This is a genomic window from Streptomyces griseorubiginosus (assembly GCF_001514195.1).
Taxonomy (GTDB): Bacteria; Actinomycetota; Actinomycetes; order Streptomycetales; family Streptomycetaceae; genus Streptomyces; species Streptomyces griseorubiginosus.
Window position 1 is genome coordinate 1,391,482 of sequence record NZ_KQ948734.1, and the last position, 21,577, is coordinate 1,413,058.

The 21,577-nt window shown below is 70.4% G+C and carries 15 protein-coding genes; 12 read left to right on the forward strand and 3 right to left on the reverse strand.

Annotated elements, in window-relative coordinates; all coding sequences use genetic code 11:
* Positions 1 to 19: 19 nt before the first annotated feature.
* The 6 genes from AQJ54_RS06240 to AQJ54_RS06265 all read left to right on the forward strand — a co-directional run bounded on the left by AQJ54_RS06240 (position 20) and on the right by AQJ54_RS06265 (position 6,188).
* Positions 20 to 1,267, forward strand: a complete 1,248-nt coding sequence (locus tag AQJ54_RS06240) for an ABC transporter substrate-binding protein (protein WP_062234591.1) — start codon at positions 20 to 22, stop codon at positions 1,265 to 1,267.
* Positions 1,268 to 1,272: 5 nt separating this feature from the next.
* On the forward strand, positions 1,273 to 2,424 hold the full coding sequence (locus tag AQJ54_RS06245) for an ABC transporter ATP-binding protein (protein WP_062234961.1): 1,152 nt from the start codon (positions 1,273 to 1,275) through the stop codon (positions 2,422 to 2,424).
* On the forward strand, positions 2,424 to 3,353 hold the full coding sequence (locus tag AQJ54_RS06250; protein ID WP_062234594.1) for an ABC transporter permease: 930 nt from the start codon (positions 2,424 to 2,426) through the stop codon (positions 3,351 to 3,353). The genes AQJ54_RS06245 and AQJ54_RS06250 overlap by 1 nt, the downstream gene beginning before the upstream one ends.
* Complete coding sequence (locus tag AQJ54_RS06255) at positions 3,354 to 4,154, forward strand: ABC transporter permease (RefSeq protein WP_062026709.1); 801 nt, start codon at positions 3,354 to 3,356, stop codon at positions 4,152 to 4,154.
* A gap of 36 nt (positions 4,155 to 4,190) precedes the next feature.
* Positions 4,191 to 5,609, forward strand: a complete 1,419-nt coding sequence (locus AQJ54_RS06260; protein ID WP_062234597.1) for an NAD(P)/FAD-dependent oxidoreductase — start codon at positions 4,191 to 4,193, stop codon at positions 5,607 to 5,609.
* A 120-nt stretch (positions 5,610 to 5,729) separates the two neighbouring features.
* A complete protein-coding gene (locus tag AQJ54_RS06265; protein WP_062234600.1) occupies positions 5,730 to 6,188 on the forward strand; it encodes a hypothetical protein in 459 nt (152 codons plus the stop codon).
* A 266-nt stretch (positions 6,189 to 6,454) separates the two neighbouring features.
* Here the strand turns inward: AQJ54_RS06265 and AQJ54_RS06270 are convergent, their stop codons facing one another.
* Together AQJ54_RS06270 and gabT are read right to left on the reverse strand one after the other, a co-directional pair.
* On the reverse strand, positions 6,455 to 7,279 hold the full coding sequence (locus tag AQJ54_RS06270; protein WP_248845305.1) for a phosphatase PAP2 family protein: 825 nt from the start codon (positions 7,277 to 7,279) through the stop codon (positions 6,455 to 6,457).
* 135 nt (positions 7,280 to 7,414) lie between these two features.
* Positions 7,415 to 8,749: a 4-aminobutyrate--2-oxoglutarate transaminase gene (gene gabT, locus AQJ54_RS06275; protein WP_062234606.1), complete on the reverse strand. Its 1,335-nt coding sequence runs from the start codon at positions 8,747 to 8,749 to the stop codon at positions 7,415 to 7,417.
* Between the two features lie 236 nt (positions 8,750 to 8,985).
* On the opposite strand from gabT, the gene AQJ54_RS06280 reads away from it, so the two are divergent.
* The 3 genes from AQJ54_RS06280 (at position 8,986) to AQJ54_RS06290 (ending at position 14,488) form a co-directional block, all read left to right on the forward strand.
* Positions 8,986 to 11,091 carry an ATP-binding protein gene (locus AQJ54_RS06280; protein ID WP_079069751.1) on the forward strand — a complete coding sequence of 702 codons (2,106 nt, stop codon included), beginning with the start codon at positions 8,986 to 8,988 and terminating at the stop codon, positions 11,089 to 11,091.
* 130 nt (positions 11,092 to 11,221) lie between these two features.
* Positions 11,222 to 12,928 carry a PucR family transcriptional regulator gene (locus AQJ54_RS06285; RefSeq protein WP_062234609.1) on the forward strand — a complete coding sequence of 569 codons (1,707 nt, stop codon included), beginning with the start codon at positions 11,222 to 11,224 and terminating at the stop codon, positions 12,926 to 12,928.
* A 114-nt stretch (positions 12,929 to 13,042) separates the two neighbouring features.
* A complete protein-coding gene (locus AQJ54_RS06290) occupies positions 13,043 to 14,488 on the forward strand; it encodes an aldehyde dehydrogenase family protein (protein WP_062234618.1) in 1,446 nt (481 codons plus the stop codon).
* A 153-nt stretch (positions 14,489 to 14,641) separates the two neighbouring features.
* Here AQJ54_RS06290 and AQJ54_RS06295 read toward each other — a convergent pair whose 3' ends face one another.
* On the reverse strand, positions 14,642 to 17,497 hold the full coding sequence (locus tag AQJ54_RS06295) for a glycoside hydrolase family 3 C-terminal domain-containing protein (protein ID WP_062234619.1): 2,856 nt from the start codon (positions 17,495 to 17,497) through the stop codon (positions 14,642 to 14,644).
* A 323-nt stretch (positions 17,498 to 17,820) separates the two neighbouring features.
* Here AQJ54_RS06295 and AQJ54_RS06300 point away from each other — a divergent pair, with 323 nt between their 5' ends.
* From AQJ54_RS06300 to AQJ54_RS06310, 3 genes are read left to right on the forward strand one after another with little or no spacing between them, the layout of a single operon-like run.
* The gene (locus tag AQJ54_RS06300) at positions 17,821 to 19,512 is read left to right on the forward strand and encodes an extracellular solute-binding protein (RefSeq protein ID WP_062026700.1); all 1,692 of its coding nucleotides are present in this window, start codon (positions 17,821 to 17,823) and stop codon (positions 19,510 to 19,512) included.
* Entirely contained in the window at positions 19,512 to 20,573 is a 1,062-nt protein-coding gene (locus tag AQJ54_RS06305; RefSeq protein ID WP_062234622.1) for an ABC transporter permease, read from the forward strand. Before AQJ54_RS06300 ends, AQJ54_RS06305 begins: the two co-directional genes overlap by 1 nt.
* Positions 20,570 to 21,496: a carbohydrate ABC transporter permease gene (locus tag AQJ54_RS06310; RefSeq protein WP_020138813.1), complete on the forward strand. Its 927-nt coding sequence runs from the start codon at positions 20,570 to 20,572 to the stop codon at positions 21,494 to 21,496. The genes AQJ54_RS06305 and AQJ54_RS06310 overlap by 4 nt, the downstream gene beginning before the upstream one ends.
* Positions 21,497 to 21,577: the final 81 nt, after the last annotated feature.

The window sequence follows — 21,577 nt, forward strand, 5'->3', positions numbered from 1 at the left end:
CCCGAAAGGGCACCAGCGCATGGAGCAGTACGAGCCCGACCGCCTGTCGCCGGCCGTGGCGGCCGCGATGCGGCGCAGCCTTCGCAACGGCCGGGCGGCGATGACCCGCCGGTCCCTGTTGCGCGCCTCCGCAGGCGGCGCGCTCACCGTCGGTGGCCTCGGCGCGCTGAGCGCCTGCGGCATCCCCGCGGCCGGCAAGACACAGGGCGGCCAGTCCGCCGACGACCACTCGGCCAAGGAGAAGGAGGTCAACTTCTCCAACTGGCCCGAGTACATCGACGTGGACGACAGCGAGAAGCACCACCCCACGCTGGACGCGTTCCGCAAGCGGACCGGCATCACGGTCAAGTACACCGAGGACATCAACGACAACGACGAGTTCTTCGGCAAGATCCAGCCGCAGCTCGCCGCGGGCCAGGACACCGGCCGCGACCTGATCGTCCTCACCGACTGGCTGGCCGCCCGCATGATCCGGCTCGGCTACGTCCAGAAGCTGGACGTGTCGAACCTGCCGCACGCCTTCGCCAACCTCTCGGACCAGTTCCGCAGCCCCGACTGGGACCCGGGCCGCGCCTACTCGTACGTGTGGCAGGGCATCTCGACCGTCGTCGCCTACAACAAGAAGGCCCTCGACGGCGTCGAGGTGAAGTCGATCTCCGACCTCCTCGACAATCCCAAGCTCAAGGGCCGCGTCGGCTTCCTGACCGAGATGCGTGACACCGTCGGCATGACCATGCTGGACATGGGCAAGGACCCGGCGAAGTTCACCGACGACGACTACGACGCCGTCATCGCCCGGCTCCAGAAGGCCGTCGACAAGGGACAGATCCGCCGCTTCACCGGCAACGACTACACGTCCGACCTCACCAAGGGCGACTTCGCCGCGTGCGTGGCCTGGGGCGGCGACATCGTCCAGCTGCAGGCGGACAACCCGGACGTCGGCTACGTCATCCCCGACAGCGGCTACATGACGTCGACCGACAACATGCTGATCCCCAACAAGGCCCGGCACAAGACGAACGCAGAGCGGCTCATCGACTACTACTACGAGCCCGAACCGGCCGCCGAACTCGCCGCCTACGTCAACTACGTCAGCCCGGTCGCGGGAGTGGTGCCCTATCTGTCCAAGATCGACAAGACGGCGGCGAGCAACCCGCTGATCGTCCCCGACAGGGCCATGCAGGCCAAGTCCCACGCCTTCCGCGCTCTGACGGCGAAGGAAGAGACGGCCTACCAGCAGAAGTTCGCGAAGCTCACAGGGGCGTGACGAAGATGACGACGACAGACAACAGCGGCGACGTCCGCCTCTCCGGTATCAGCAAGACGTACGACAACGGCTTCACCGCCGTGCACCCACTGGACCTGACCGTCCCGCAGGGCTCCTTCTTCGCCCTGCTCGGCGCCTCCGGCTGCGGCAAGACGACGACCCTGCGCATGATCGCCGGCCTGGAGGAGCCCACCACCGGCACCGTGCACCTCGGCGACCAGGAGGTCACCCGGCTGCCCCCCTACAAGCGGCCCGTGAACACCGTCTTCCAGTCGTACGCCCTCTTCCCGCACCTCGACATCTTCGAGAACGTCGCCTTCGGTCTGCGCCGGCGCGGCATCAAGTCCGTGAAGAAGCAGGTCGAGGACATGCTGGAGCTCGTGCAGCTGGGGGAGCAGGCGCGCAAGAAGCCGCACCAGCTGTCGGGTGGCCAGCAGCAGCGCGTGGCCGTGGCGCGGGCGCTGATCAACACCCCCAAGGTGTTGCTGCTGGACGAGCCCCTCGGCGCCCTCGACCTCAAGCTGCGCCGCCAGATGCAGCTGGAGCTCAAGCGCATCCAGACCGAGGTCGGCATCACCTTCGTGCACGTCACCCACGACCAGGAGGAGGCCATGACCATGGCCGACACGGTCGCCGTGATGAACGCGGGCCGCGTCGAGCAGCTCGGCTCGCCGACCGACCTGTACGAGAACCCGCAGACCACCTTCGTCGCCAACTTCCTCGGCACCTCCAACCTCATCGAGGCCGAGGTCGACTCGAAGAGCGGCGGCGAGATCGTCCTGAAGGCGGGCGGCGGCAAGCTGGTCCTGCCCGAGGCGCGCTACGCCGGTCCCACGGCGACCGGCGGCAGGGTGCTCGTCGGTGTCCGGCCGGAGAAGATCACCCTCACCCATGCGGACCAGGCCGGGGAGATCCCCGAGGGCCGCAACCGCATCACCGGGACGATCGCCGACTCCTCCTTCATCGGCGTCTCCACGCAGTACGTCATCGACAGCCCCGTCTGCCCCGAGTTCGAGGTCTACGCCCAGAACATCGACCGCGACGCCCGCCTGGTGCCCGGCGCCGAGGTCGTCCTGCACTGGAACCCGGCCCACACCTTCGGTCTGGACGCGGCCCAGGACATCGACGCCGGCATCCAGGAAGAGGCGACGGTCTGATGGCGACGCTCACCGAGGCGCCCCCGCCTCTCTCGCCGACCGCGCCGGAGAAGAAGCCGCCCCGCAGGAGGGGCCGCCTCACGCCGTACTGGCTGCTGCTGCCCGGCATCCTGTGGCTGCTGGTCTTCTTCGCGCTGCCGATGATCTACCAGGCCTCCACGTCCGTGCAGACGGGCTCCCTGGAGGAGGGTTACAAGGTCACCTGGCACTTCGCCACCTACTGGGACGCGCTGTCCGAGTACTGGCCGCAGTTCCTGCGGTCGATCCTGTACGCCGGTGCCGCCACGATCCTCTGTCTGGTGCTGGGATACCCGCTGGCGTACCTGATCGCGTTCCGCGCGGGCCGCTGGCGGAACCTGATCATGGTCCTGGTGATCGCGCCCTTCTTCACCAGCTTCCTGATCCGCACCCTCGCCTGGAAGACGATCCTCGCGGACGGCGGCCCGGTCGTCGGCGCCCTCAACACGCTGCACGTCTTGGACGTCACCAACTGGCTCGGCTGGACCGCCGGCGACCGCGTGCTGGCCACGCCGCTCGCGGTGGTCTGCGGTCTGACGTACAACTTCCTGCCGTTCATGATCCTGCCGCTCTACACCTCCCTGGAGCGCATCGACGGACGGCTCCACGAGGCGGCCGGCGACCTGTACGCCAAGCCGGTCACCACCTTCCGCAGGGTGACCTTCCCGCTGTCGATGCCGGGCGTGGTCTCCGGGACGCTGCTGACCTTCATCCCGGCGGCCGGTGACTACGTCAACGCCGAACTCCTCGGCTCGACTGACACCCGCATGATCGGAAACGTCATCCAGACCCAGTTCCTGCGGATTCTGGACTATCCGACCGCGGCAGCCCTCTCCTTCATCCTCATGGCCGCGATTCTCCTCATGGTCACCTTCTACATCCGCAGGTCCGGGACGGAGGATCTGGTTTAAATGGCCCTCGTCAACTGGCTCAAGCGCAATCTCGTCGTCATCGCCGGGCTGATCACGCTCGGATATCTGCTGCTGCCGAACGTCGTCGTCACGGTGTTCTCCTTCAACAAACCGAAGGGGCGCTTCAACTACCAGTGGCAGCAGTTCTCCACGGACGCCTGGAAGGACCCCTGCGGGGTCGTCGGCATGTGCGGCTCGCTGTCGATCAGCCTCCAGATCGCCTTCTGGGCGACGGTCGGCGCGACCGTCCTCGGCAGCATGATCGCCTTCGCTCTGGTCCGTTACCGGTTCCGTGCGCGGGGCACCGTGAACTCGCTGATCTTCCTGCCGATGGCGATGCCCGAGGTCGTGATGGCGGCCTCGCTGCTCACCCTGTTCCTCAACCTGGGTGCCCAGCTGGGTTTCTGGACGATCCTGATCGCCCACATCATGTTCTGCCTCAGCTTCGTCGTCGTCGCCGTCAAGGCGCGCGTGATGTCGATGGACCCCCGCCTGGAGGAGGCGGCCCGGGATCTGTACGCGAGTCCCGTCCAGACCTTCCTCCGGGTGACCCTGCCCATCGCGGCCCCCGGAATCGCCGCGGGCGCGTTGCTGTCCTTCGCGCTCTCCTTCGACGACTTCATCATCACCAATTTCAACGCGGGCTCGACCGTCACCTTCCCCATGTTCGTCTGGGGATCGGCGCAGCGCGGAACCCCGGTGCAGATCAATGTCATCGGTACGGCCATGTTCCTGGTCGCCGTACTCCTGGTGCTGACCTCGATGGTGATCAGCAACCGCCGTAACAAGCAAAAGGCGTAAGCCCTTTTCACGAACCCCCTGTAGGGAGTTGAAATCATGGCCCCGAGCGCCATGAGCCGTTGGACCACGTCACTTTCGGAAGCACAGCCGGTCCCGTACTGGCTGGACGACCCCGGCAGGCCCCATCCCGAGCCCGCCCTCACCGGCGCCGAGACCTGTGACCTGCTGGTCGTCGGCGGTGGGTACAGCGGGCTGTGGACCGCGCTCAACGCGAAGGAACGCGATCCGCAGCGGGACGTCGTCCTGCTGGAAGGCCGCGAGGTGGGCTGGGCCGCCTCCGGTCGCAACGGCGGCTTCTGCGCCGCCTCCCTCACCCACGGTCTGCCCAACGGGCTGACCCGCTGGCCGGACGAGATCGTGAAGCTCCAGGAGCTGGGCGCCCGCAACCTGGACGAGATCGAGAAGGCGGTCGCCCGGCACGACCTCGACTGCGAGTTCGAGCGCACCGGCGAGATCGACGTGGCGACCGAGACCTACCAGGCCTGGGAGCTGCGCGACTGGTACGAGGAGCTGCGGGAGAAGGGCCTCGCCGACGGCATCGACTTCCTGGACGCGGACGCGGTGCGGGAACAGGTCGCCTCGCCCACCTTCGAGGCGGGGCTGTGGGACCGCCGGGGCGTGGCCATGCTCAACCCGGCCAAGCTGGTCTGGGGCCTGAAGCGGGCGTGCCTGCGACTCGGCGTCCGGGTGTACGAGAACACGCCCGCCCTGGAGCTGAAGTCGTACGGCGCCGGCATGGCCGTACGCACTCCGTACGGCACCGTCAGGGCGCGCAAGGTGGCCCTCGGCACCAACATCTTCCCGAACCTGGTCAAGCGGGTACGGGCGTACACCGTGCCGGTCTACGACTACGCGCTGATGACCGAGCCGCTCAGCGAGGAGCAGCTCGCGGCGGTCGGCTGGAAGAACCGGCAGGGGCTCGGGGACTCGGCGAACCAGTTCCACTACTTCCGGCTCTCCGCCGACAACCGGATCCTGTGGGGCGGTTACGACGCCGTCTACCCCTACGGCGGCCGGGTCCGCGCGGAGTACGACGACCGGCCCGAGACGTACGCCAAGCTCGCCGGGCACTTCTTCACCTGCTTCCCGCAGCTGGAGGGAGTGCGCTTCACGCACGCGTGGGGCGGCGCGATCGACACCTGCTCGCGGTTCTCCGCGTTCTTCGGCACCGCCCACCAGGGCAAGGTCGCCTACGCGGCCGGCTACACGGGCCTCGGTGTCGGCGCGACCCGGTTCGGCGCGGACGTGATGCTGGATCTGCTGGCCGGGGAGCGCACCGAGCGGACCTCGCTGGCGATGGTCCGCAAGAAGCCGCTGCCGTTTCCACCGGAGCCCTTCGCCTGGACCGGCATCGCGCTGACCAAGTGGTCGCTGGCCCGCGCCGACGCGCACGGCGGCCGGCGCAATCTGTGGCTCAGGACGATGGACAAGTTCGGCCTGGGATTCGACAGCTGAACGATCGTAGGTGATCTGACTCACTCCAAAGGGTGGTCAGAACCCGCGTAATGCCTGCCGGGGGACCTTCCTCTCCCTCGTGACGCGACCAGCGTCGACGAGAGACAGGGAGGTCTTCTCATGACTGGGGCGAAGACGGCGGTCGAGTGGCTGGCATCCGTCGCACCGGATCCCGAGGCCTGCCGCTGGGAGTGGGAGCGCAACCCCCTCGGGGTGGCGCTGCTGCCGGCGGGCAAGGCCTGGGACGTCCTGATCCTGCCGGGCGAGCTCGGCTTTCCCACGCTCGACGTCCTCACCCGCATCCTCGACCAGCTCGGCCCGGTGCTCGTCGACTTCGGCGACGCGCGCATGGGCTTCTTCGTGCCGCCGGGCACCGCGGCCCGCTGGCTGGGCACCGGCATCCGCACGGCGGGCGCCGGTACGTGGATCGTGGTGCCGTACCCGGGCCGGGTGGCCGGCGCCGGCGTGCGCTGGCTGGTCCCACCGGACGGCTCGGGCACCCTCACCGACCCGGCCCTGCTCGAACTGGCGATGCACGAGGCGGCGGCGGGCCTGGCGACGGAACAGGGGGACGGCTGAGGCGACGGCTGATCTAACACACACCGCGCTGTCGTCGGCCGCCCGTGCGGCCGACGCGGACCGCACCGCCCTGTGCACAGCGGGAGTGCGGCGCTGCGGGCATCCCCCGCCGGCAGCGGCCACGTCCAGTGTGCTCAGGGGTTCGGCGGTGGTTGTGGCGTGTGAGGGGGAGTCGGAGGGCCGTGCGCGTCCAGGGGCCAGTGCCGATCGTGAGGGATTGGACCAGAGGAGACAGCGGCGGCCACGCCCAGGGTGCCCCCGGGGGTTCAGTGGCGGCTGTGGCGCGCGAGTAGGAGACGGAAAGCCAGCAGGAGGTCGGCGCTGAGGAGCCAGCTCGCCACCACGTCCAGGGGCCAGTGGAAGCCGTGGCGGATCAGGCCGAAGGAGACGGCGAGGACGGCGAGGGTGCAGGTGAGGACGAGGGCTCGGCGGGAGCGGGGCGTGCGGAGCCAGGGGAGGACCAGGAGGGTCGCGGCGCCGTAGGCGATGGCCGCGGTGGCGGTGTGTCCGGAGGGGAAGTAGCCGGTCGCGGGCGGGACGACCGGGGTGCCCGGGCGGTCCGTGAGTACCTTGAGCGGCACGATCAGGGCCGGGACCAGGGCCATCATGACGGCCGCCGCGACGGGTGGGAGCCACCAGCGGTCCGTGGCGGCACGGCGGCCACGCCAGGACGAGAAGAGGATCGCGGCCACCAGGACCGGCACCGCGACGGCGATGTTGCCGAGGTCGGCCAGGAGCGCCGAGACGCGGTCCGGGTGGATCAGCGCGCGGCTGACCCGTTCGTCGACACGCAGAAGCGGCCCGTCCTCGACGACCTGCCAGGTGATCAGGGCGAAGAGGAGGGCCGGAATGCCGAGAAGGAGGATGAGGAAGGCCGGCCGCCCCGGAACAGGGGGGGTGGTTCCGGGGCGGCCGATCAGACCGGGTCGTCGGCCGCCCCGGGGGGTTTGGGGCGGGCGACTGTCCGATCGGTGAGGAGATCCGGAGCCAGAGGCTCCAGTAGTGTGCGCGAGGGCACGACCAGGTCGAAGCTGGGGAGGCCCCGGCCTGGCGTCGCCCACAGTCCCCTGTGGGCGGGGTGTATCTCTCATCTGGGTAGAACCTACGGCAGCGCGAGGGCGTACGACAGGCGGAATCCCGTCCTCACCGTCACCTCGCACCACTTCTTCACACCCTCTGACCCTCGCCACCTCAGCCCCGGATCCCGCTGTGCTCCGGCTGTGCCGTCAGACGCCGGCGAAGGCCTGCTCGATGATGTCGAGACCCTCGTTCAGCAGGTCCTCGCCGATGACCAGCGGGGGCAGGAAGCGCAGCACGTTGCCGTAGGTGCCGCAGGTCAGGACCAGCAGGCCCTCCTGGTGGCAGGCCTTGGCGAGCGCGGCGGTCGCCTCCGGGTTCGGCTCCTTGGTCGTACGGTCCTTGACCAGCTCGATGGCGATCATGGCGCCGCGACCACGGATGTCCCCGATGACGTCGAACTTCTCGGCCATGGCGGACAGCCGGGCCTTCATGGTGGCCTCGATCGCCTTCGCCCGCGCGTTGAGGTCGAGCTCCTTCATGGTCTCGATGGCGCCGAGCGCACCGGCGCAGGCCACCGGGTTGCCGCCGTAGGTGCCGCCGAGGCCGCCCGCGTGCGCCGCGTCCATGATCTCCGCGCGGCCGGTGACGGCGGCGAGCGGAAGGCCGCCGGCGATGCCCTTGGCGGTGGTGATCAGGTCCGGGACGATGCCCTCGTCCTCGCAGGCGAACCACTGGCCGGTGCGGCAGAAGCCGGACTGGATCTCGTCGGCGACGAAGACGATGCCGTTGGCCTTGGCGAACTCGCTGATCGCGGGCAGGAAGCCCTTCGCGGGCTCGATGAAGCCGCCCTCGCCGAGGACCGGCTCGATGATGATCGCGGCGACGTTCTCCGGGCCGACCTGCTTGGTGATCTGGTCGATGGCCTGCGCGGCGGCCTCGGGGCCGGCGTTCTCGGGGCCGGTCGGCCAGCGGTAGCCGTAGGCGACGGGGACGCGGTACACCTCGGGCGCGAAGGGTCCGAAGCCGTGCTTGTACGGCATGTTCTTCGCGGTCAGCGCCATGGTGAGGTTGGTGCGGCCGTGGTAGCCGTGGTCGAAGACGACGACGGCCTGGCGCTTGGTGTACGCCCGCGCGATCTTGACCGCGTTCTCGACGGCCTCGGCGCCGGAGTTGAACAGGGCGGACTTCTTGGCGTGGTCGCCCGGGGTCAGCTCGGCCAGCGCCTCCGCGACCTCCACGTAGCCCTCGTACGGGGTGACCATGAAACAGGTGTGGGTGAAGTCGGCGAGCTGGGCGCCCGCCCTGCGGACGACGGCCTCGGCGGAGGCGCCGACGCTGGTCACGGCGATGCCGGAACCGAAGTCGATGAGCCGGTTCCCGTCGACGTCCTCGATGATCCCGCCGCCGGCGCGTGCCGTGAACACGGGCAGCACGGACCCCACGCCCTGCGCGACCGCGGCGAGGCGGCGGGCCTGGAGCTCCTGCGACTTGGGGCCGGGGATGGGGGTGACGAGGCGGCGCTCCTGCGGAAGTGCGGTCATGAGGGGCTCCTGGGGTGTTGCCGACGCTTACCTTCTCTTCTCGCAGGCTAGGTCGGGGGACGGGGGGTGGGCATGCTCCATGTGGGCGTTGTCCGAGCGGTCTGTTGTCCGTGGTGGACATAGCCGGTTTCCGCGGCGGTGTGACGCCGCGGCCGCGCAATCGGTGAACTCCCCTTGCGGCCGCGTTAGATTGACCGCTGACGGTGGACGGAACGGCTGGTCAGGGAGCAGGGGCGATGGACAGCGACGGGACGCAGGACGCGCGGGGTACGCATGCGAATCCTGTGCCACGAGCACGCTCCGTGATGCCGCCGATGCCCACGGAAGCGCCTTCGGCACGGCCCCAGGACGGCTCGGCCTTCCTGACGTGGCTACGGACGCCCAGGCCGGAGGCGGTGCCGGGGGTGTGGCGGTTCGGGTACACGGCGCGGGCGCAGGCGGAGGCGGAGGAGACTCCGACGCGGCAGCTTCTGAGCGGAGCCGTCATCGCGTTCCTGGTCGGCTGGCTGGCATGGTCGCTGCTGTGGAATCGATACCTCGGTGGATGGTGGGTGCTGCCACTGGAACTTTTCACTCCGGATTCGTGGCGCCACGACACCGGGCTGGGCGGGGCGATCCTTTGGTACGGCTACTACACCCTGATCGCCCTTGCGATCATGCTGGTTGTCGGTCGACTCGGGCGCTGGGGAGAAGTCTGGCGTCGCTTTGGCCCGTCGGCCTGGGGCAAAGCTGTTCCAACTCTTGAGCGGACCTCGATTCCCGAGAACGATCCGGCCGAATATCCCCAGCTCCGTGCCGCCGGTGCCGTGGACGCCGCCGAGCGGCTTGCTGCTGATGCCAGGGCCGGGGTGATGCGGGATGTGGATCATGCGCGGATCCTCAGGGCGTGGCAGGGCGTGCGCGGTGGGCGGTTCAGTCTCGCCACCTTCACCGGCACCGTTCTGAAGGACGGCGCCGCCGCCTGTGTGCACCCCTCCGGCGCCCGCGACCTGCCCGGCCGGATCGCCCGGCACGACCTGCTGACCGGGCAGGTGCGGCTCGGGACCACGGCGGACGACGCGCGCAACCCGTACGCCTACCGGGGGACCGGCCTCGGCCTCGACCCCGAACTGCTCGGCACCTCGCTGGTCGCCGTCGGACCGGCCGGGTCCGGGAAGACCGGGACCGTCGTCAGGCCGCTCGCCGAGTCGCTGTGTCTGCACGCCCTCGCCGGGCGGGCCGCCGTCGTGGTGGTCGGTGCGGCGGGCGCGGGGCTCGGACCGGCCGACGCCTACGACGTCGTCGTACAGATCGGGAATCCGGAGTCGGTGTACGACCTCGACCTCTACGGGGGGACCACCGACCCCGACGAGGCCGCCGCCGTGCTCGCGGAAGCACTCGTGGGGGACCTCGCCGAGCCGCACCAGGGCGGCGACACCCGGCGCTCCACCACCGTGCTCGCCCAGCTGCTCGGACCGTTCCGCGCGGTGCACGGCCGCTTTCCCTCCGTACCGGAGCTGCGGCAGCTGCTCGACGGCGCGCCCGCCCCGCTGGCCGCGCTGCGCAAGGGGCTCCAGGCCTCCGGGCAGGAGTCGCTGCTGCGCGAACTGGACGCGCGGGAGCGGCAGATGGGGAATCCGGGGGATGTCGGCGGGATTCTCGCGGACCGGGTCGCGCTGCTCGACCGGCCCGCCTTCGCCGCGTTCTTCGACACGTCGGGCCAGTCGCGGCCGTTCTCGCTGAAGGCCCTGGACCATCCGGTGCGGGTGCGGATCGACCTGCCCCAGCGCGGGCACGCCGACGCCTCGCGGATGCTGGCGCGGCTGGTGCTCGCGCAGTTCACGGCGAGTGTCGCGGTGCGCGAGGACCGGTCGCTGTTCGCCTGTCTGGTCCTCGACGACGCCACCGGGGTCGTGACGCCGGAGGCCGTGCGGGGCATCCAGCGGCTGCGGTCCGGCAACGCCGGCGTCGTACTGACCCTGCGGACCCTCGACGACGTGCCCAGGCCCCTGCGCGGACCTCTCCTCGGGGCCACCGGGTGCCGGATGGCGCTGTCGGGGCTCACCCCGTGGGACGGGCAGGACTTCGCCGAGGTGTGGGGCAAGGAGTGGATCGAGGCCCGGGACGTCACCGACCGGCAGATCATCGCGGAGACCCCGGCCGGCAAGGTGCTGCACGCCGTGCGCCAGGTGATCACCGGCAAGGCGCCGACCGCCCGGGCGGTGACCGTTCGGCAGGTCGAGCGGGAGCGGTGGTCCGCCTCCGAGCTCGCGCACGGGGTGCCGCCGGGGCACGCGGTGCTGTCCCTGACCAGCGTGAAGGGAGAACACGCGCCGCCGCTGCTGGTGGATCTGCGCGGATGAGGTGACCCGGGGACCGTACAGTGAGGCAGAATTCTTCCAGGCCGTTCATACACGGCGGCCAAAAGATCACGCCTCACGCACCCGAGCATCCCGCACCCGAGATCACACCTCTCCGAAGGTCCCAGGCCTCATGCCTCCCACCCTCGCCTCGCTCGTCCACCACTCCGCGCTCAAGCTGACCGTGCGCGCGGGCGAGGACCGGCTGGACGTGCCCGTCCGCTGGGCACACGTCAGCGAACTCGCCGATCCCGTGCCCTACATGGAGGGCGGCGAGCTGCTGCTGATCACCGCGCTGAAGCTGGACGCGGAGGACCCCGAGGCCATGCGGCGGTACGTGAAGCGGCTGGTCGGAGCGGGGGTCGTCGGCCTCGGTTTCGCCGTCGGCGTGAACTACGAGGACATCCCCGCGGCCCTCGTCGACGCCGCCCGCGACGAGGGACTGCCGCTGCTCGAAGTGCCGCGCCGCACCCCCTTCCTCGCCATCAGCAAGGCGGTCTCCGCGGCGATCGCGGCCGACCAGTACCGTTCCGTCACCGCCGGTTTCGCCGCCCAGCGCGAGCTCACCCGGCAGGCCCTCACCGACGGCCCGGAAGGGCTGCTCGCCGCGCTCGCCTCCCAGGTGAACGGCTGGACGGCGCTCTACGACGCGTCGGGCGCCGTCGTCGCCACCGCCCCGGAGTGGGCGGGCCGCCGGGCGGCGCGGATCACCGCCGACGTGGAACGGCTGCGGGAGCGGCCCGCACCCGCCTCCTCCGTGGTCGCCGGCCCCGAGGACGACGACCGGGTGGAACTGCACACCCTCGGCACCGGGCGCCGGCCGCGTGCCGCGCTGGCCGTCGGCACGGCCGCCGCCCCCGGCACCGCCGAGCGGTACGCGGTGCACTCGGCGATCGCGCTGCTCACCCTCACCACCGAGCGCTCCCGTTCCCTGCACGCGGCCGAGCAGCGGATCGGCGCCGCCGTCCTGCGGATGCTGCTCGCGGGGGAGCCGGAGCACGCGCGCACGGTCGCGGGCGACCTGTACGGCGGGCTCCTGGACGCGCCCTTCCGGCTGGTCGTCGCCGAACCGGCGGCGGTGCGGATGTCCGTCGACTCGCACGCACACCTGGACGCCAAGGCCGCCGCGGCGGGCTCGGGAGCCCTCGGCGGCCCGAACGGCGATCCGCTGGCCGCGCTCACCGAGATCGTGGAGTCGGCCGCCGCGCGGGCGGGGGAGGCCGTGCTGGTCGTGCCCGAGACGGACGGCGAGGGCCGGCGACTGGTCGTGCTGGCCGCGGACGGCGGTGCCGCGGTGGCCGCCTGCGCGGACCACGCGGCGGAGCTGGAGGCCGCGCGGGCCGGCGCGGCACGCGAGGCGCCCGCGCAGGGCGGCGCCGGGGCCCAGGGCCGGCCGGTCGCGGTCCGCGACGAGGACGAGCTGGTGATCGGGGTCTCCGCGCCGGTCGGGCCGATCGCCGCCGCCGCGGGATACAAGCAGGCCGAACAGGCGCTGTCGGTGGCCCGGCGGCGGGGCCGGCTCTACGCCGAGCACGAGCAGCTGGCCTCCGGGTCCGTGCTGCCGCTGCTCGCCGACGACGCGGTCAGGGCGTTCGCGGACAGCCTGCTGCGGCCCCTGTACGAACACGACGCGACCGGCCGCGGCGACCTGATCGCCTCCCTGCGGGCCTGGCTCTCCCGGCACGGGCAGTGGGACGCGGCCGCCGCCGACCTGGGCGTCCACCGGCACACCCTGCGCTACCGGATGCGCCGGGTCGAGGAGATCCTGGGCCGCTCCCTGGACGATCCGGACGTCCGCATGGAGCTGTGGCTGGCACTGAAGGCGACCACGACGGAGTAGGCCGGGCTGGACTGCGCACCCGCCTCCCCACTAGGCCGGGCTGGAGTGTGGATCCCCGTCACTACTACACCCCGGACAAATCTGATTCCGGCCTCCCGGCCCTACGGTGGAGGCATGACTTCCACCACCGCCTTCTGGCTCGCCGGCCGTCAGGCCACCGGCGAGGACACCTTCGACGTCACCTCCCCGTGGGACGGCCGGCTGGTCGGCACGGTGAGTGTGCCGAGCGACGCGCAGACCGAGGAGGCCGTGGCCGCCGCGTACGCCGTACGGGACGAGTTCGCCGCCACCCCCGCCCACGTCCGCGCCGCCGCCCTCGACCACGTGAGCCGCCGGCTCGTCGAGCGCACCGAGGAGATCGCGCAGCTGATCTCCGCCGAGAACGGCAAGCCGGTCAAGTGGGCCCGCGGCGAGGTCGGCCGCGCGGTGTCGGTGTTCCGCTTCGCGGCCGAGGAGGCCCGGCGGTTCAACGGCGGCGAGGCGCAGCGCCTCGACACCGACCTCGGCGGTCAGGGCCGGCTCGCGCTGACCCGGCGCTTCCCGAAGGGCGTCGTGCTCGGCATCGCGCCCTTCAACTTCCCGCTCAACCTCTGCGCCCACAAGATCGCCCCGGCGATAGCGGCCGGCGTGCCGATCATCCTGAAGCCCGCCCCGGCCACCCCGCTCTCCGGCCTCCTCATCGGCGAGTTGCTGGCCGAGACCGAACTGCCCGCCGGTTCCTGGAGCGTCCTGCCGGTCCCGAACGACCGGATGCCCGCCCTCGTCCAGGACGAGCGGCTGCCGGTGATCTCCTTCACCGGGTCCGAGAAGGTCGGTTACGCGATCATGGACTCGGTGCCGCGCAAGCACTGCACGCTGGAGCTGGGCGGCAACGGCGCCGCGGTCGTGCTCGGCGACTACGCCTCCGACGCGGACCTGGACTGGGCGGCGACCCGTATCGCGACCTTCTCCAACTACCAGGGCGGCCAGTCCTGCATCTCGGTGCAGCGGGTCATCGCCGACGCCTCGGTGTACGACCGGCTGCTCCCGCGGATCGTCGCCGCCGTCGAGGCCCAGGTCACCGGTGACCCCTCCGACGACAAGACCGACGTCGGCCCGCTGGTCAGCGAGGACGCCGCCCAGCGCGTCGAGTCGTGGGTGAAGGAGGCCGTCGAGGCCGGCGCCACCCTGCTCACCGGCGGCGACCGCGACGGCGCCTCCTACGCGCCGACCGTCCTCACCGACGTCCCGGCCGACACCACGATCTCCTGCGAGGAGGTCTTCGGACCGGTCCTCACCGTGCAGAAGGTGGACGGCGAGGACGCGGCCTTCGCCGCCGTCAACGCCTCCAAGTACGGCCTCCAGGCGGGCGTGTTCACCCACGACGTCCAGGCCGCCTTCCGCGCCCACCGGGCGCTCGAGGTCGGCGGTGTCGTCATCGGTGACGTGCCCTCCTACCGGGCCGACCAGATGCCGTACGGCGGCGCCAAGCAGTCCGGTGTGGGCCGCGAGGGCGTGAAGTTCGCGATGGACGACTACACGTACGAGCGGGTGCTGGTGCTGACCGGCCTGGCGCTCTGAGACTCCTCGTGACCCTCTGAGGCTCCCACTGGCAAATGGGAACCATTTTCATGTAGTGTTGCGGCAGCGACGCTGACCCGCCGCCCTGAAGGGGCCCGGCACCGATGCCTTCCGGTGCCGGGCCCCTTCCTGTGTGCCGACTCGTCCGGACCCTCAACCGGAGAAGTCGACCCGCGCGAGCCGCAGTGCGCCGCGCAGTCTCAGTCGCACGTCGTGCACGCCCTCGACGGCGATCGCGGCGCCCAGGGCGGTGTAGTCGTACGGTCCCGAACCGGACTCCGCCGTCTCCAGCACGGCGAGCACCGGGCCCCCGTCCAGCGCCAGCTCGACCGATCCCGTGCCCGAGACGAGGGCCGTCACCTCGGTCGCACCGGCGCCGAAGTCGCAGTCCCAGTAGACCAGTTCGCCGGTACGGCCCCCGGCCGCCGTCACCGCGTCGCCCGCGGACCGCGTGCGGTCGACGATCTCCACACCGCTCTGGTCGTCGAAGTCCGCGCCCTCCAGGCCCCGTTGGAGCAGCGGGCGCGGCGCGCCGGGCTCGCCGTCGAGCAGGACCGTCGTCCGCAGCCGGATGTCCTCGCTGGAGGCGCCGGCCAGCAGCTCGTAGGGACCCGGCTCCAGCCGCCGTCCGCCGCGCGCCACGTCCCAGAACTCGAAGGCGGACAACGGCACTTCGAAGGAGAGCTGCTCCCGGGCGCCCGGGGCGAGCGTCACCCGCCGGTGCGCCACCAGCTCGCGGCGCGGGCGGGGCAGGGCCGGGTCCACCGCGCGGGTGTAGAGCTGGGCGACCTCGTCGGCGGTGACCTCACCGGTGTTCGTGACAGCGAACGACACGTGGACTGTGCCGCCGTCGATCCGGGTCGTCAGGTCGTCGTAGGAGAAGGAGGCGTAGGACAGCCCGTGGCCGAACGGGAACAGGGGGGAGCCCTCGAAGTAGAGGTAGGTCTGGCGGCTGCCGATGACGTCGTAGTCGAGGAGGCCGGGCAGGTCGGCGTCGCTCTCGTACCAGGTCTGCGGGAGGCGTCCCGCGGGGGAGACGTCACCGGCCAGGACGCGGGCCAGGGCGGTGCCGGCTGCCTGGCCGCCGTGGGCCGTCCACAGGGCCGCTGCCAGGCCGGACGTGTCGAGCGCGTAGGGGTAGGACGAGACCAGGGCGAGCACCGTGCGGGGGTTCGCGGCGCGGGCCGCCCGCAGCAGCCGCTCCTGGTGCGGGGGGAGCCTGAGGGAGGCGCGGTCCTCGGTCTCGCGGCCGTTGATGTGGGGGTCGTTGCCCGCGACGACCACAACCACGTCTGCCTCGGATGTGACGCGGGTCACTGCGTCTTCGCCGCGTTCGGCGATGATCAGCTCGAAGGTCTCCGCGGTCGTGCCGTTCCCGTCGTTCCCGTCGGCAACCTTCACTCCGTCCGCGGCGACCGTGACGTGGCGGCCCGTGCCGAGATGCCTGAGGAGGTGACCGCCGGCGTGCGGTTCCAGGCGGAAGGTCTCCTGGACGACCCAGCCTCCGGGCTGGTCGGCGGAGGCGCGCAGGTAGCCGTCCTCGGCGACCGAGAGGTAGCGGCCGTCGGGGGCGCGCAGCGTGAGCACGCCCTCGTCCCAGTCGATCAGCGCGAACTCGGTGCCGGTCGCGTCGGTGGTCAGCGGCGGCAGATCCGTACGGCCCGCGAGCAGCGCCGGGTCCAGGGCACCCTCGGCGCCGCGCACCACGTCCTCGGCGGTGTCGGAGGCCGGGACATGCAGAAACGTCCCGGCGGAGGTCTTCAGGCGCACCCGGTCCACCCCCTCCGCGAACACCACCCGCTCGGCCCCGAACCGCTCGTACAGCCCCTCCAGGGGAGTGGAGCGGTGGAGGAGCGTGCCGCTGTACCAGTCGAGCTTGCACTCGTCGGCGAGCAGCCCGACCACCGCGATCCGGTAGCCGGGGGCCAGCGGGAGCACGCCGTCGTTCCTGAGCAGGACGATCGCCTGCTCGGCGGCCTCCTGGGCGAGCGCGCGGTGCGCCGGGGTGTCGAACTCCTTGGCGTCGGCGTGCGGGTCGTCCTGCGGGTCGAACTCGCCGAGCCGGAAGCGCACCGACAGCTGGCGGCGGACCGCGGTGTCGATGTCGGCCTCGGTCAACAGGCCCTGCTCATAAGCCCGTTCGATCCGGCCGACCATCTGCGAGCTGTCCGTGCCGTGGTCCGTGAAGCTGTCGACGCCCGCCTTCAGGGAGGCGGCCGTGGCCTCCTCGTGGGTGTCGAAGTAGTGCTCGGAGTCGACCAGGTTGGAGGGCGCTCCCGCGTCCGAGCAGACCAGCAGGTCCTCGTCCGTCCAGGTGCGCAGCTGCTCGCGCAGATACGGACCGACGTGGTTCGGGCGGCCGTTGACCAGGTTGTAGGCCGGCATCACCCCGGCCACCGCGCCCGCCTCCACGGCCTCGCGGAAGGCCCGCAGGTCGTACTCGTGCAGCACCCGCGGGCGCACCGAGCTGGAGGCGGTGGCCCGGTCCGTCTCGTTGTTGTGCGCCAGCCAGTGCTTGAGCACCGGGGCCGTCCGCCAGTACGTGGGATGGTCGCCGCGCAGGCCCCGGGTGTAGGCGGTGGCGATGGCCGAGGTGAGCTTCGGGTCCTCCGAGTAGCCCTCCTCGTTACGGCCCCACAGCGGATGGCGCAGCAGGTTCACCGTCGGGGCCCACACGTTGAGGCCGACGCGGTCGTCGCGGGCTCGCATCGCGCGGACCTCCTTCGACACCGCCTCGCCGACCCGTCGTACGAGATCGGTGTTCCAGGTCGCGCCGAGGCCCACCGCCTGGGGGAAGACCGTCGCCGGGCCCATCCATGCGACGCCGTGCAGCGCCTCCTGGCCGGTGCGGAACGCACCGACGCCGAGCCGTTCCACGGCCGGGGTGAACTGGTGCAGGAAGCCGATCTTCTCGGCGAGGGTCAGCCGTGCCGTCAGGTCGTCGATGCGCTTCGCGAACGGCAGCTGAGGGTCGCGAAAGGGCGGGGTGGGCGGCGGGTGTGCGGTCACGTGGGGATCCCCTTGCGATGGATCGGTTCGATGCTTTCGAAGCGCTTCGATGCTGGTTCGACACCAGGGCGGGTGTCAAGGGATCGACACCCTCACTTCAAGCGGTGCATAAGAAAAGGTCACCTCCCGTACCGCGGAGGAATCTTGGGAACGACCCTTGTGCACCCCGGGGGGTTCACTTAACCTCACAGCAGCATCGAAGCGCTTCGACTACGGATTTCGCAGCGATCGACGCAGCGCTTCAGCTCAGCCAGTTCTCCTCGAGACACCGCAGCCGACGGCTTTCCGCCGGGTGTCCTGGTGCGCCATGAAGGGTTGACGCAATGACGCCGAATGCCGCTTCCTCCTCCGCCGCCTCCTCGGGGCCCAGCCGGAGAAGCTTCCTCGCCTCGACCGCGGTCGCCACCGCCGCGGTGGCCGGGGGGATGCCGCTGCTCGCCGCCTGCGGTGGTTCGGACAGCGGGTCGCGCGACGGGACCACCTCGGGCAAGGCCGCGGACAAGATGCTCCCGGCGTACGTCGCCAGCACCGTCGCCACGCCGGACCTCCCGTCGAAGAACGGCTCGGCCGCCGGCTACACCGGCAAGGTCGACCTCGCGGCCCTGAAGACCTCGGTCCCGAAGAAGCTCGGCACGGGCGCCCCCATCAAGATCATGTCCCCGTTCTGGGGCTCCCCGCCGAAGGGTGACTGCGCCTACTACACCGCGCTCGACGCCGCCGCCGGCACCAAGATCACCTGGCAGAACCAGGACGGCAACACCTACGGCGAGAAGCTCGGCGCGGTCCTCGCCTCCAGCTCCATACCGGACATGGTGGTCGTGCCGAGCTGGGAACTGGTCGGCAAGATCGCCAACGCGGTCACCGCCAAGTTCATGGACCTGAGCCCCTACCTGGCGGGCGACAAGGTCAAGAAGTACCCGAACCTGGCCGCGATCCCCTCCGACGCCTGGCGCATGGGCATCTTCGGCGGTGCGCTGCGGGGCATCCCGATGCCGGCCGCCACCGCCAACTGGATCGCACCGCTGTACCGCAAGGACATCTTCGACAAGAAGGGCTACACGGTCCCCAAGTCGGCCGACGAGTTCCTGAGCTGGGCCAGGGACGCCACCAGCGCCAAGGCCAAGGTGTGGGCCTGCGACGGCAACCTGACCTGGTCGGCGTGGAGCTTCTTCGGCGTCCGCGGCTCCGGGCCGGGCGGCTGGGACATGGGGTCCGACGGCAAGGTGACGTACCGCATCGAGCAGCCCGAGTACCTCGAAGCCCTGGAGTGGGTCCGCAAGGTGTTCGACGCGGGCCTGGTCCACCCTGACGACAAGGCCCGCACGGGCGACGCCGGCCAGCGGTTCACCTCCGGGCAGATCCTGGTCTGGAACACCAACCTCGCCGACTGGTACGGAAAGGCCTCCGAGCAGGCCCAGTCCAACCCGAGCCTGAAGATCGACGCCATGGACCTCTTCGGCGCGGACGGCGGCAACCCGAAGCTGTACGCGTCCTCGCCCGCCACCATCTGGTCGCTGATCCGCAAGGGCGCCTCGAAGGCCACGATCGAGAACGCGCTCGCCGCCGCCGACTTCTCGGCCGCGCCCTACGGCACCAAGGAGCGGATGCTCGTCGACTACGGCGTCGAGGGCACCCACTACACCGTCAAGAACGGCGTCCCGGTCAAGAACGACCTCGGCAACTCCGAGGTCCTCAACGCCTGGGTGATGCTGGCCGCGCCGGCCGCCTACTACGCCCACCCGGACCTCCCCGAGATCGCCCGCAAGCAGGTCGAGTGGCAGCAGCGGATGGGCGCCTTCATGAAGAAGACGTCCACGTTCGGCATGAACATCGTCGAGCCGACCCGCTACGCCAACCTCTCCAGCCAGTTCGAGCAGCTGGAGATCGACTACGTGCGCGGCAACCGCAAGCTCTCCGACGTCCAGCAGGCCATCTCCACCTGGAAGTCCTCCGGCGGCGACAAGCTGCGCGACTGGTACAAGGAGCTCATCGACAAGAACGGCAGCGGCAACTGATGTCCCTCACCGCCGGGAGCAGGCCGGACGGGACGCGTCCTCCCGCGGCCGTGGAGGAACCGACGGCCGCGGTCACCGCCGCGGTGACGAAGGCGCGGGTGCCGCGCAAGGAAGGCAGAGCGGGCAGGGCGGAGAAGGTCCCCCTCAAGGTCCGGCTGCGCCGCGACCGCACGCTCATCCTCATGACCCTGCCGGTCATGGTCCTGTTGCTGGTCTTCAACTACGTCCCCCTGCTGGGCAACGTCGTCGCCTTCCAGGACTACGACCCGTACATCTCCAGCAACGGCATCACCGCGATCTTCCACAGCCCCTGGGTGGGGGTCGAGCAGTTCTCGCGGATGATCGACGACCCGTTGTTCTGGAGCGCCACGAAGAACACCGTCGTGCTGTTCGCCCTCCAGCTGGTGCTGTTCTTCCCGGTCCCGATCGCCCTGGCGCTGGTCATCAACAGCGTCATCCGGCCCCGGGTGCGAGCCGTGGCGCAGGCGATCATGTATCTGCCGCACTTCTTCTCGTGGGTCCTCGTGGTCACCGTCTTCCAGCAGATCTTCGGCGGCGCGGGCATCATCGCCCAGACCCTGGAGGACCACGGCTGGAGCGGATTCGACCTGATGACCAACGCCAGCCTGTTCAAGTACCTGGTCACCGCGCAGGCCGTCTGGAAGGACGCCGGCTGGGGGATCATCGTCTTCCTCGCCGCGCTGGCCGCGGTCAGCACCGACCTGTACGAGGCCGCCGCCATGGACGGCGCCGGGCGCTGGCGCCGCATGTGGCACGTGACGCTGCCCGCGCTGCGCCCGGTGATCGCGCTGCTGCTGGTCCTGAGGGTCGGTGACGCACTCAGCGTCGGCTTCGAGCAGTTCCTGCTCCAGCGGTACGCGGTCGGGGCCGGGGCCAGCGAGGTTCTCGACACCTACGTGTGGAACATGGGCATCCAGAACGGCGACTTCAGCTACGCGGCCGCGGTCGGCCTCGTCAAGGGCCTCATCGGAGTGTGTCTCGTCCTGTCCGCGAACAAGTTCGCGCACCTGCTGGGCGAGCAGGGGGTGTACCAGAAATGAGCCTCAACACGCAGCTCGTGCGCAGCCTCAAGGCGCCGCCCCGGCCGGTGTGGGAGGAGGAGCCCAGCAAGGCAGGACTCACCGCCAAGAGCGGGTTCCTCCTGCTGTGCTGTCTGGGCGTGCTCGGTCCGCTGTGGATCGTGATCGTCACCAGCCTCTCCCCGAAACCGGTGATCGACCGGGTCGGCGGACTCGTGGTGATCCCCCAGGGCATCACCTTCGTCAACTACACCGAACTGCTCAGCGGCGGCCAGGTCAGCCGGGCGATCATGGTGTCGGTCGGGGTCACGCTCTTCGGCACCCTGTTCTCGATGACGGTGTCGGTGCTCGCCGCCTACGGTCTGTCGCGGCCGGGGAGCGTGGGACACCGGTTCTTCCTGGTGACCATGATGGCGACGATGTTCTTCGGCGCCGGCCTCATCCCGACGTATCTGCTGGTGCAGTCGCTGGGTCTGACGGACACCTATCTGTCCCTGATCCTGCCGAGTGCCGTCAGCGTCTTCAACATCCTGGTCCTGCGGGCCTTCTTCATGGGCATCTCGCCCGAACTCACCGAGTCCGCGCGCATCGACGGCGCCGGGGACCTGCGGATCCTGCTGACCATCATCATGCCGCTGTCCCGGGCCGTGCTGGCCGTCATCTCGCTGTTCTACGCGGTGGGGTACTGGAGCGCGTGGTTCAACGCGTCGATCTATCTCAGTGACCAGTCGATGATGCCGCTGCAGAACGTGCTCATCCAGCTGGTGCAGAAGAACACGGAAGCGCCGACCGGGCTGCAACAGGCGGTACGGACCGGGCAGTTGTCGCCGCTGGGGCTTCAGATGGCCGTGATGGTCATGGCGTTGATCCCGGTCGCGGTGGCTTCTCCGTTCGTGCAGCGGCATTTCAAGAAGGGCATGTTGACCGGAGCGGTGAAGGGCTGACCGTCGTGTGTCGTCCGCGGCAGCGCTGTGGCTGGTCGCGCAGTTCCCCGCGCCCCTAGGTAGATGTCTCCCCCCTTTCTC

Excerpts from the sequence above, each read along its gene's own strand:
- AQJ54_RS06300 (WP_062026700.1), top strand. The coding sequence starts at position 17,821 with ATGACGCCGAATGCCGCTTCCTCCTCCGCCGCCTCCTCGGGGCCCAGC.
- AQJ54_RS06270 (WP_248845305.1), bottom strand. The coding sequence starts at position 7,279 with ATGAGAGATACACCCCGCCCACAGGGGACTGTGGGCGACGCCAGGCCG.
- AQJ54_RS06260 (WP_062234597.1), top strand. The coding sequence starts at position 4,191 with ATGGCCCCGAGCGCCATGAGCCGTTGGACCACGTCACTTTCGGAAGCA.
- AQJ54_RS06240 (WP_062234591.1), top strand. The coding sequence starts at position 20 with ATGGAGCAGTACGAGCCCGACCGCCTGTCGCCGGCCGTGGCGGCCGCG.
- AQJ54_RS06250 (WP_062234594.1), top strand. The coding sequence starts at position 2,424 with ATGGCGACGCTCACCGAGGCGCCCCCGCCTCTCTCGCCGACCGCGCCG.
- AQJ54_RS06280 (WP_079069751.1), top strand. The coding sequence starts at position 8,986 with ATGGACAGCGACGGGACGCAGGACGCGCGGGGTACGCATGCGAATCCT.
- AQJ54_RS06255 (WP_062026709.1), top strand. The coding sequence starts at position 3,354 with ATGGCCCTCGTCAACTGGCTCAAGCGCAATCTCGTCGTCATCGCCGGG.
- AQJ54_RS06285 (WP_062234609.1), top strand. The coding sequence starts at position 11,222 with ATGCCTCCCACCCTCGCCTCGCTCGTCCACCACTCCGCGCTCAAGCTG.
- AQJ54_RS06290 (WP_062234618.1), top strand. The coding sequence starts at position 13,043 with ATGACTTCCACCACCGCCTTCTGGCTCGCCGGCCGTCAGGCCACCGGC.
- AQJ54_RS06310 (WP_020138813.1), top strand. The coding sequence starts at position 20,570 with ATGAGCCTCAACACGCAGCTCGTGCGCAGCCTCAAGGCGCCGCCCCGG.
- gabT (WP_062234606.1), bottom strand. The coding sequence starts at position 8,749 with ATGACCGCACTTCCGCAGGAGCGCCGCCTCGTCACCCCCATCCCCGGC.
- AQJ54_RS06245 (WP_062234961.1), top strand. The coding sequence starts at position 1,273 with ATGACGACGACAGACAACAGCGGCGACGTCCGCCTCTCCGGTATCAGC.
- AQJ54_RS06305 (WP_062234622.1), top strand. The coding sequence starts at position 19,512 with ATGTCCCTCACCGCCGGGAGCAGGCCGGACGGGACGCGTCCTCCCGCG.
- AQJ54_RS06265 (WP_062234600.1), top strand. The coding sequence starts at position 5,730 with ATGACTGGGGCGAAGACGGCGGTCGAGTGGCTGGCATCCGTCGCACCG.